The organism is Pseudomonas sp. ARP3 (assembly GCF_001029595.1).
GTDB lineage: Bacteria > Pseudomonadota > Gammaproteobacteria > Pseudomonadales > Pseudomonadaceae > Aquipseudomonas > Aquipseudomonas rhodesiae.
Genome location: NZ_LEKF01000046.1, coordinates 1 through 9,517, shown reverse-complemented (window position 1 = coordinate 9,517; position 9,517 = coordinate 1). Strand labels below are relative to the sequence as shown.

The window sequence follows — 9,517 nt, the reverse complement described above, 5'->3', positions numbered from 1 at the left end:
AAACAGCGCTCATGTCTGAGGCCTCAACTGCTCGGGCTCAGGTCGAGCGGGCCAACGGCATGATCTTGCGCCTGGTGTCTGGGCAAGCCCCGCATCTGGATCGCGCTTGGAGCACCTTCAGCCGGCGGGTGACGGAAACGCTCCATGGGGAGCATCGGCAACTGTTGCAACAGCAAAGCAGCCTCGACAAAGGCCGGGACCGCCTCCTCAGCCAACAGCGCATGGCCCTCCAGCTCGCGCAGGATCGATTTTCAAGGCTCGGGGCTGGTCTGTGTGCAGCTGAGCGCCAAAGGGGGCTGTTTGCCGCCTCGAGGGTGGCTTCCCTGAGTAGAGCGCTGATCGCCAAGGAAATTTCGCGCCTGGAGCTTGCATGCACGGTCTACGACAAGACAAATCCGCTTGCACTGCTCGGGAGAGGCTTTGCCTTAGTCCGTGGCCCTGGTGGGGTGATAATCAGCAGCGCCGAGCAGGCTCGCGATGCGGGCAAGCTGGATCTGGCGTTTGCCGATGGCCATGTCACTGCGGATGTGGCGACTCCGCATTGATGGAGTCACATCCTCGAGAGGTATGGGAAACTTGTCTCAGTGAGTTGGGGTTGTGCGAATTGCCGTTATCCTGGCCACCTGCACTGGAAAAGACAAATGACGACCGTAGCTAGCTTGTTCCGAAATTTGGTAGCGATCACCGCGTTGGTTTACGCCTATTTCGCATTTGACGTTCATCCAGATCCGCGCCGCTGGCATTGGGGCGCTTGGCTTGTCCTTGCATTTTGGTATGTGGTTCTGCTCGGTGTTTACTGGGAGAAACGTTCAAAGGCTCAATATGATGGTCGGAGCTGAGCAATAAGTAGGAGAATCCCTGTGACCGCGACCGTTACCCCTATCAAGCACGTCATCACGAATTGCTCGCGGTGCAATGCCTGGATTACTGACGGGCAATCGACCGTAACCATTACCGTGGCAAACGAGACATGGCGTGGGCTTCGAGGTGAAATGGCGGAGGTCGAAGTCGAGAATGCGAAGGTGGCCTTGCTGTTCTGCCGCCGCTGCGCCAATAAGTACGATTTTTCAAGGATCGCCGTTGGCCGGAGTCGCACCGAAGAGGATGAGTTGCTGATCGAGTTGGCCGAAGAGGCAGAGATTGAAGCAAGCCGCGAGGCTGCATCCAAGGATTTGCAGGTTTCGCCTGGCAGGTTGTCTGCTGAGCAGATTCGAGGTTGGATTCTTGAGCAGCAGTACAAAGAGCTGGAGGCCGAGGGCTTCTTCAACTGATTTCTACGGAAGGGACCGAGTGAACACACAAAAAAACAATCATGAAAGCGATGGATCTGGTAGCTGGGATATGCCACTCAGGGCCGCTTCTCTGCTTTCGATCATGTTGGGGGCCTTGATCTTTGGCGCTGGTGCAAACCCCCTTGCAATGGCCAACATCCCGCTTTCCATAGCGGCTGGCGCGGCCGTATTTATCAGTTTCGTCGGCGTCTATCGAGGAGGTATCGGCGGGATGCTGATTTTTGCTCTCGGGCACGCCTTGCTGGGGGCGGCGCTGTTCGGCGGTATGATTTCTCCCTGGCTTTATGCGCTGGGTATCCCACTAGCTGTTCCAGGCGTCGCCTATCGCATCCTTACTCCAGCATAGATGGAAATAATCATGGCAAATCAACGTGATGAGCTGACGAAGGCGACGGGAATTACCGCGGACGTGGTGATGGAAGTTGGCGCGTACTTCAGCGCCAAGGAAATGCGCAGTGTGCAGACGGGCCTTACCACCGCCGCCCGCGAGCTACGTGCGTTTACGCAGAACAATTCGCTGCTTGGACGTCTTGGCGGGAAACTTTCTCACGAGCAACGGGAGTTGCTGACCAACGCCGCAGCACTTTTGGACTCGGTGAAGTACAACGTCGAGCATGCCAAGGAGCGCAAAGACCGCGCAGAGAAAGCCAGGGCCAAAAAACGCCAGCAGTGGGCGCGGGAAGCCGGCCAACTGGTTAAAGCCCGCTTCTCCTTCCCCAGCGATACAGTGGCCGAGCAGTTGCGGATACTGGAACTGCACCTTGTTGTTCAGGTGGTGTTGGGGCATGCCGTCTATTTGCCGAGCCACCTGGCGTTGCGCAAATCAATGCAAGAGGAGGCGCCGCGTTGGGCCAACCACACTACCGCGCAATGGCATCGTAGTCGGGTGTCCAGCTTGTTGTCTGATATCCACTCAGCCCTGCAGGACTACCTGAGCTTGGACCTAGATGTTTCACCAGCACAGAAGCTGGAGGAGTTGCAGCGCAGCCTGGACACTCAGCGCGCCGAGGTTCTGGCCAGACCTCAATCCGTCGAAACTCTCCGCATCTGGACGGATGCGCTGAAAGGCGCGGCATTCATCACCAGCGTTATGCCCTCGAAGAATTAGTCGATAGAAAATTTCCGCTAGGAAAATCGCGGTATCGCCAAGCCCCCGACGAACTGGGCCGCGGTTTTCAGAACTGAAGGGAAAATTGATGAGCACTCCAACCGTAATCCAAACTAGCAAAATCATGCCTGCTAGCGGCCCGGCGAGGCCACCTAGTCAGAGCCAGGTGGATGCTATGGCTATCAGTATCAAAGAGCTGGGCATCATGGAGCCCATCCTCGTTCGAAAGGTGGGCGAACGCTATGAGATCATTCCTGGTGGAGGTCTGGTTCGGTGGCTTGCGGCTTCGGAGTTGGGGATAGATATCGTCCCGATTCGTGTGCTGCAACTCGACGAAGAGGCCTGTGCAGTATCTTCACTCCTCGCCAACACCAGTCGCGAGCCCATCGCCCCCGAAGAGACGGTAGGGAACCTCGAGAGGCTGATCGAGGAGTTTGGAGAGAATGCATCTGATCTGGTCATGGAGCAAATGCCCTCACTTCGTGAGGCAGCCGCAGCTGACCCTGAGCTACAAGCCCGTATCAATGCTCTTTTCGCGCGTTGCAAAATCGAAAGCGAACATGCTCCCTAGAGCGCTCTCAAGGACTGATAAAATCATGAAAGATGAAGTGCAATCGGGTTACAAGCCTGTTCAGGACGATGTGCTGAAGACATTGGGCCTTGCGGTGATCGCCGGGCAGGGTGTTGAGCACTTGTTGAGCTGTTGCCTAACGTATCCTTTGCATGGCGAGCCACTGCAAACTGTTGAACAGCTTCACACTCTGCTTGAACGACACTCAAAAGCCACACTGGGACAACTGCTCAAAGCGCTGCGGAAGCGGGTTGATCTGCATCCCACCTTCGACGAAAAGTTGGATCGCTTCCTCCAGAATCGCAACGTGATCGCGCATCGCTTACATGATGTGCCAGGAGGTTTTGACCTGCATTCCGATGAGGGACGGAATAGGCTCAAGGCTTTTCTGCTCCAGTATATGGATGATGGCCATACCGTCAGCATGGTGTTGCTGGGGGTTTTGCGGGAATGGGCCAGTCAAGAAGGCATTGATATTCCCAACCAGCACCATCTGAGCCAGAGTATGAGGGATCACCTAGACGCCAATGTCGTGCCCAACTTGGAAGCCTTGATCAGGTCAAAAGAAATTGGCTCGAAGTCAACGGATTAAAACTGGAGTGGAAATATCGCCGGCTGCACCCAAGCCCTGACCATCTTTGGAATCTGAGGAAAAAGGATATGGCCAGCCGCCTGCCCTACACTCCGTGCAAGCTTTACATCGATGGCGCTGACGACCTGAGCGCTGGCGACTACATCCTCACTTCCGGTGGGTCGGCCTACCTGGTGCAAGGTACCCGGCCCAGTCCGAGCAAACCTGAGCGTCTGTATCTCGACTGCCTGCGGTGGCCACCTGGCGACATTCCCGAGGACGCCAGGTGCTACCAGCTCAACTGGTACCGGCGGTGAGACAGTGTGATCTCCAGCTCGCCTGGCATACACTGGATAGTTGAGCCCCGCCGCCGGCGCTAGCGCTGTGGTGGTCGACGATGTGCATTCCATCGAGAAGAAAGCGTGACCGACCCGGTTCTTTACATCCCACTGCTGGCTTCACAGGCCGATACCTTGGTTGATCCGAGCGGTTCTGCCCGTGTTCTGCTGGGGCAATGGGACGTGGCCCAAGTGGCGTCGGTAGCTGTCATCCAGAATTTACCGGCCCTGGACGGAAAGCCGAAAAGCGAAATGCTCGTTGAGAAGGCCCTGGCCGAGTTGATCTCAGTCGGAACGGAACTGAGCCAAACGCATCCACCTGGTACGTTTTCTAGCCTGATTGCCGGCCGATTTAAGCGAGAGTTGTTTGAGCGAGGGCTGGCGCTTATGCCTAGGCTGCGGCTGCGCTTCCTGGATGAGGAGGCGCTGGACGCGAAGCAATTCCTGAATGGTGGCCACTGGGACTTCAACTTCTGTGCGGCGCACACCCAAAAGCTCAACCCGCTCAAGCATTCGTTCGAAACCCCATCGGGGAAAACAATTTCTCTGTCGAATCAGCAGAGCCGGACGTTTCGCGTTATCCACGCCGAACCCGATGAAAGCATCCATATCCAGGGCCTGGCTGGTACCGGCAAAACCCACATGATCGAACGCTTGGTGGACTCGCTTTCATCATGTCGACCACTCGTGCTGGCGTTCACCGCGGTGCAGCTCCAGGCCCTGATGCAGCGAATCGGAGCCGCGAACGTAAGAGGAATGACGTTCGGAGATCTTGCCAACCATGTGCTTGAGCGAAGTTTTGGTTACTACAGGCCTGGCAAACGGGCATCCGCTCGGCACCAGGTTACCCCGGAAGACATCGCTTCCCGGTTAGGCTTCGGGTCGATCGGTAGGCTCAGCCCTGCCCAAGTAGCCACGGCCTGCGCGAGAATGGTTGCCTCTTTTTGCAACAGTACTGACCTTGCCTTATCAGAGCAGCACATCCCCAAAGGGCTTACCCTCGAAGTCGTAGATCGCTTGGTGCTGGTAGGGTATGCCCAAAGGCTGTGGGACCAGACCATAGAACCTACCGATCAGCGCCTTCAGCTCCCGCTTCGCGGTTATCACCGAATCAAGCACATGACCCTTCTTCACGAGGCGGTCATAGGCCTGGAGTTCACCCACATCATTGTCGACGAAGCGCACGACCTGAGCTGGCCACTCTCTGTATTTCTCGACCGCTGTAGCCAACCCGTGATTACCCTGGGTGACGCATGCCAGCGCCTGGATGGGAGCTACTACCAACGGGCCAGCACACTCCGCAAGCACGAGATCACCCACTCCATTCGCGCCGGCCGGCAGATCGAGGGAGTCATAAACCCCCTCATCGACAAACACCCAATACTGAAATTGGCTTCGCTCGAGGGCAACAACGGCATTGAGACAAAGGTTATCTACTACGACAAGCCAGAGGTTCCCACTGGGGCCGTGACCATCCTGGTTGATTCCGAGTGGGGATTATTCGAGTGGTTTCAGCGCCTGGGGAGCGCTGGCGCGACCTTCAGCTTGCTACCTGGAGCAATCAACACTTTCCGCCGGTTCATTCTCGATTGCATTGGCCTGTTCCATGATCAGGTACGGCCAACCCACAGCGCGCTCTTCAGGTACACCCACTGGGATGATCTCCGGGCGGACATGGGCAGCAAAAATAGTAGCTTTCAGCGCATCGACCGGATGCTCAGTAAGGGCTATAGCTCATCAGAGTTCGAAGCATCGTTACTCAACCTCGATGCGTCAGGGACAGCCCCGCTACAGCTCGGCCGGGTCATGGACGCACGCAATTCAGAGATCGACGCTGTGATGCTCGCACCAGACTTGCTCAGTCAAGTAGGACCTGGTGACCGCATTGCAGCGAGCAGGGCTTTTGCAGCCCTTTACACTGGTGGATCGAGAGCTCGACACAAGCTCATCGTTCCTGGTTATCTCCGAGACTGGGCGTCTGATATGTCCACGGCGGCGAAAGCTCAGATAACCCCATCTTCATGATGGTGGGCTCCATGAAACAGTGCTGTCTCGAAGGCAGCGGCCAACAACAATTGAATGGCGTTGCTGCAACGTCCTCCTTGGCTAGAGAGAAAAGATCACCCTGGTCATCGGCATAGCACAGCGCGGCATGGAGCGCAGGCAGCGTGTCGGCGAAGCGTGTCACGCTAGTACCGTCGAAGGAATTAGCACTGGCGGCAGCGCACATTCCGATCCGTCGAGCGCTGTTGACCCGGCCAACGTGGTAGTAGCAGTTGCGGCGTCGAGAAAGGACACCCCAGGCAGCCATGGTTTGTAGCTTCCAAGGGGTGCTCCCTCCCAGAAAGATCCCTACGGATGGGCTCAAGAACTCACGCACATCGTCTGGCTCCATTCCATCCTGCACAGCAATGAGCAACCTTTGAGGGAATCCCTTTAGCCGATCCAGCCAGCGCAGGCTGAAATCCAGCGACTCCATCCCACCTGCCACGATGTCAGGTAGGACAACCCAGTCAGCGTCTTCGCCAAGTAGATCCACGGCATGGCCGAAAGCACGCTCATCGAACGGCGTGCCCTGCTGGAAAGCGCTCCACGCTCCGTTGTCCAAGGCGTAATGCTGGAACCCCTCAGTGCGCAGAACCCCGGCCGCAGAAACGAGTAAGCGCCAACCCGCCCCGCGCATTGCTGCGAGGTTGCGGCGTGTGCCCGTTCGGCTTGCATACGAGACCATCGGCGGAGGGATGTAGCCAAGCCGCTCCTCAATATCCAACTCCATGTCGGCTGACCCGTCCATGCAGTAGTAATCGGCATAGGCTGCTAGCGCTTGGGCGTTGCCTTGACGATGGCCATCGCGGTAAGCCTGAAGCCAAGCGGGGAGGCGGTTTAGTTCCATGCTGGTGGTTCCTGGTAGGAGGTGGCCACCGTCTCATTTCCTACCGAAATCCCAACGGCCTCCGGCGCAATGCCTGATAGGGCCAGATACAAGTACTCCAAACAGAAATGATCTCCCTGAGTAGGAAGAGCGTTTTCTGACCGCTTTACGGCCTGAATACGGCCTTGCTGGCGCTGACAGCGTGGAATAATCGCTCGAAATCAGCGATCAAGGTTCTCCAAATGAATGATCTGTCGAAAGCCATCCTGGGGCTGGGGATTATGCCCCTCACGTTGCTGGGACCACTTGCTTTGTTACCTGGTGTAGAGGCTCCCGGCCAGGGAACCTGGATAGTCACCGGCACCCTCGCTGCTGCTGGCGCTCTCGGGGCCTGGTTTGTTGAGTGGACGGAGCGGAAAGTGGTGGCGAATCGCGTCGTCATCGACCTGAAGCCGAATCAAGTGATCGTCGACGGAGTGCTGATCGACTACCAATTTTCCTCCATGACTCATTTCTTCAGGAGCCGCGATGCGCTTGCCGAGGCTGTTGGTATCGCCGTCAACGAGGCCATGCTCAAACAGGAGAAATTCCTTGTCGCACGAAAATCGGCACTCATCAGGATCTGGCCGGGGAGCTTTCAGGTGACCGACTTCGAGCTGGAGGCGCTGTCCGCTGCCATCACGGCCGAGTTCATTTCACCGTCGTTTGAGCTGATGGAGCAACCGATGGCTGCCCAGGAACACCGCAATCTTTCCAGTGCTTCGACGGCGGAACGCTGAGCACACAACGCTTTCCGGACAGAGGAATCCAACAATGGCCATCAACGAAGAAATTCAGGCGGTACTCAGCAACCCGGAAACCAGCTACTGGCTGAAGAGCAGTTTGGAGAATGCGCTCCACCGCGATTGCGTGGATGCGGCCAATGATGCCGATCTGCTGCACGACCTGCTGACTCGGCGGTGCGATGAAGCTTTGAATGCAGATCCAGCGTTGCCCCAACTGGAACAGACCATAATTCAGTCAGCCACTAACCGCTTTGAGGCAGTGATGTCCTACTTTGAAAAGATCAAGGACGGAACGGCTGATCAAGATGACGGGGAGCAGTTCAACCGTGATTACGCGGCCCTGAGCGCGGTTCTCGAGCTTGGCAGCCTCCGTGACGGCGGAATGAGTCTGGCCGGGCGCGCCATCCTAAGGAAGCTGGAGGAAGATTCCCGCGCTGCATATCGCGCACGTGTTAGCGCTGTCCAAATAACTTTCGAGCGCATTCAATCCTGATGGCGTACTGCTGGCGCTGTAGAACGAAGCAGCCAGCCATTAGGGCAAGCGCATCCGTTCGTGATACATGACCAGTTTCAAGAGGTGCAGGGCCACTAGATCACCGCCCACCTGGTCGCGCCAAGACTGGTGGACGGTCTTATAGAGCTTGTCGACATCTGCCAGCACACGCCGATATCGAACTACTTCGAGAGCCAGGCGGCGAATATCGGGATCTTCATGCGCCGACCAAATGCGACGCAACTCGTCGAGCGTCACGGGCTCGAATGGCGGCAGTTCCGAAGAGGGCATAGCACGCCTCACTGTATGTAAAAACAGTATAGTCGCACAGGATTATGGTTGTTGCTTACACGGCTCTCATCAGAACAGATCGATCTGACCCAGTGAGTTACCACCAAGGTGGGCTATCAGCGCAGCGCGGTCATGCAGAATGGGCTGAAGATCGCTTCTGAAAATCTGGTTGGACATCCGCATCATCCGATCCCAGTCGCCATGGTCGCCCTTGTAGATCGCTATGGTTCCCAACCCCAACAGGTAATGCAGCCCCGCAGTCGGAGACTGGTCGAAGGTCACGCGGGACAGGGCGTTATCCAGCTCGAAGTTCACGAACAGCTCTGCACCTTCGCGATCGATCTCGAATCCGCTGCTGGTCACCACATCCATGACCACCATCCCACTGCGTGTTGTGGTCAGGAACTCTGCATCAGCAGCAGCATGGGAAATACTGCGCAGGCCGTTGAACATTCCCTGGTACTGATCATCACAGAACGGCACCTCGACCTCGGGGTAGCGCAGGTCTGCCTCGGTGTACTTTGGCAGCGCCGCGATGTCTGGGATCTCATAGCGAACACCTTGCTCGTAGACCTCCAGGAACACCCTCATTGCGGTAAACGGCTTCTGGTATCCATACCGGCCCCAAAGCGCCTCGACCGCCAGCAGTTGCTGGATATCCAGGAGCGTGAAGCGCGGCTTGATACCGGCTTGCTCGGCGGCGTCAAACTCGTCGAGCTGGATCGTGAGCATGATTCCCAGCAGCTCTTTGGTGAATGTCGGCGAGTAGGAATTCGGAGCGATTTTTATCGTCCCCGTTTCCTTATCAACCGTCCGTGCCAGCCAGCATCGAGCGCTTGGATCGAAGTGGCGGGCCTTGATGTAGTTCCGCAAGTCGTTCAGGGGCTTGAGCCAGTCGTACTCGCCGCCTTCCTTGGCAATCATGCTCTCGGCCGACGAGTCTCGAGAGACGCGGGTACATGACCAGCAGCCTGTCCGATGGCCACACGCTGGGCGCTCGGATTGTTTCCCGGCCAGGTAGACATTCACCATGCAGTCACCGCCATTCATGTCGCGGTAGATCTCAACCAGCTGGTTGAAGCGGTCGTAGCACTCAATCCGGCCGGCGATCACCTGGCCGATGTAGCTGAACACGTCCATGGTGGTCATTTCAGCGATAGGGCTGAGTACCCAGTCGTGCCCGCCGGCGTCGGCGG

Annotated in this window: 13 protein-coding genes and 1 pseudogene; 11 read left to right on the top strand and 3 right to left on the bottom strand. The window is 57.0% G+C overall.

What is annotated here, in order from left to right; genetic code table 11:
* The 9 genes from ABX75_RS27705 to ABX75_RS27670 form a co-directional block, all read left to right on the top strand.
* The coding region (locus ABX75_RS27705; protein WP_047883105.1) for an exodeoxyribonuclease VII large subunit at window positions 1-545 on the top strand (545 nt) is incomplete at its 5' end.
* Window positions 546-641: 96 nt separating this feature from the next.
* Entirely contained in the window at window positions 642-839 is a 198-nt protein-coding gene (locus ABX75_RS28900; protein WP_081664090.1) for a hypothetical protein, read from the top strand.
* Between the two features lie 21 nt (window positions 840-860).
* The gene (locus tag ABX75_RS27700) at window positions 861-1,271 is read left to right on the top strand and encodes a hypothetical protein (RefSeq protein WP_011078020.1); all 411 of its coding nucleotides are present in this window, start codon (window positions 861-863) and stop codon (window positions 1,269-1,271) included.
* 19 nt (window positions 1,272-1,290) lie between these two features.
* The gene (locus ABX75_RS27695) at window positions 1,291-1,638 is read left to right on the top strand and encodes a hypothetical protein (protein ID WP_256203878.1); all 348 of its coding nucleotides are present in this window, start codon (window positions 1,291-1,293) and stop codon (window positions 1,636-1,638) included.
* 12 nt (window positions 1,639-1,650) lie between these two features.
* Complete coding sequence (locus tag ABX75_RS27690) at window positions 1,651-2,400, top strand: hypothetical protein (protein ID WP_011078022.1); 750 nt, start codon at window positions 1,651-1,653, stop codon at window positions 2,398-2,400.
* An 88-nt stretch (window positions 2,401-2,488) separates the two neighbouring features.
* Window positions 2,489-2,971, top strand: coding sequence for a ParB N-terminal domain-containing protein (locus ABX75_RS27685; protein WP_011078023.1), 483 nt, complete (start codon window positions 2,489-2,491; stop codon window positions 2,969-2,971).
* Window positions 2,972-2,996: 25 nt separating this feature from the next.
* On the top strand, window positions 2,997-3,563 hold the full coding sequence (locus ABX75_RS27680; RefSeq protein WP_047883104.1) for a hypothetical protein: 567 nt from the start codon (window positions 2,997-2,999) through the stop codon (window positions 3,561-3,563).
* 68 nt (window positions 3,564-3,631) lie between these two features.
* Window positions 3,632-3,859 carry a hypothetical protein gene (locus tag ABX75_RS27675; RefSeq protein WP_011078025.1) on the top strand — a complete coding sequence of 76 codons (228 nt, stop codon included), beginning with the start codon at window positions 3,632-3,634 and terminating at the stop codon, window positions 3,857-3,859.
* A gap of 105 nt (window positions 3,860-3,964) precedes the next feature.
* Window positions 3,965-5,905 carry an AAA family ATPase gene (locus ABX75_RS27670; protein WP_011078026.1) on the top strand — a complete coding sequence of 647 codons (1,941 nt, stop codon included), beginning with the start codon at window positions 3,965-3,967 and terminating at the stop codon, window positions 5,903-5,905.
* Here ABX75_RS27670 and ABX75_RS27665 read toward each other — a convergent pair.
* Window positions 5,826-6,773, bottom strand: coding sequence for a hypothetical protein (locus ABX75_RS27665; RefSeq protein WP_242070958.1), 948 nt, complete (start codon window positions 6,771-6,773; stop codon window positions 5,826-5,828). The genes ABX75_RS27670 and ABX75_RS27665 overlap by 80 nt on opposite strands.
* A 221-nt stretch (window positions 6,774-6,994) precedes the next feature.
* Here ABX75_RS27665 and ABX75_RS27660 point away from each other — a divergent pair, with 221 nt between their 5' ends.
* Both ABX75_RS27660 and ABX75_RS27655 read left to right on the top strand, forming a co-directional pair.
* Complete coding sequence (locus ABX75_RS27660; RefSeq protein WP_047883101.1) at window positions 6,995-7,531, top strand: hypothetical protein; 537 nt, start codon at window positions 6,995-6,997, stop codon at window positions 7,529-7,531.
* Between the two features lie 34 nt (window positions 7,532-7,565).
* On the top strand, window positions 7,566-8,030 hold the full coding sequence (locus ABX75_RS27655) for a hypothetical protein (RefSeq protein WP_047883100.1): 465 nt from the start codon (window positions 7,566-7,568) through the stop codon (window positions 8,028-8,030).
* Between the two features lie 39 nt (window positions 8,031-8,069).
* Here the strand turns inward: ABX75_RS27655 and ABX75_RS27650 are convergent, their stop codons facing one another.
* Window positions 8,070-8,321 (bottom strand): hypothetical protein, encoded by a 252-nt coding sequence (locus tag ABX75_RS27650; RefSeq protein WP_047883099.1) that lies wholly within the window; start codon window positions 8,319-8,321, stop codon window positions 8,070-8,072.
* A gap of 69 nt (window positions 8,322-8,390) precedes the next feature.
* Window positions 8,391-9,517: pseudogene (locus ABX75_RS29550) on the bottom strand (hypothetical protein); the annotation flags it as partial.

Coding starts and splice junctions, on each gene's coding strand:
- ABX75_RS28900 (WP_081664090.1), top strand. CDS start 642: ATGACGACCGTAGCTAGCTTGTTCCGAAATTTGGTAGCGATCACCGCG.
- ABX75_RS27690 (WP_011078022.1), top strand. CDS start 1,651: ATGGCAAATCAACGTGATGAGCTGACGAAGGCGACGGGAATTACCGCG.
- ABX75_RS27685 (WP_011078023.1), top strand. CDS start 2,489: ATGAGCACTCCAACCGTAATCCAAACTAGCAAAATCATGCCTGCTAGC.
- ABX75_RS27680 (WP_047883104.1), top strand. CDS start 2,997: ATGAAAGATGAAGTGCAATCGGGTTACAAGCCTGTTCAGGACGATGTG.
- ABX75_RS27675 (WP_011078025.1), top strand. CDS start 3,632: ATGGCCAGCCGCCTGCCCTACACTCCGTGCAAGCTTTACATCGATGGC.
- ABX75_RS27665 (WP_242070958.1), bottom strand. CDS start 6,773: ATGGAACTAAACCGCCTCCCCGCTTGGCTTCAGGCTTACCGCGATGGC.
- ABX75_RS27660 (WP_047883101.1), top strand. CDS start 6,995: ATGAATGATCTGTCGAAAGCCATCCTGGGGCTGGGGATTATGCCCCTC.
- ABX75_RS27655 (WP_047883100.1), top strand. CDS start 7,566: ATGGCCATCAACGAAGAAATTCAGGCGGTACTCAGCAACCCGGAAACC.
- ABX75_RS27650 (WP_047883099.1), bottom strand. CDS start 8,321: ATGCCCTCTTCGGAACTGCCGCCATTCGAGCCCGTGACGCTCGACGAG.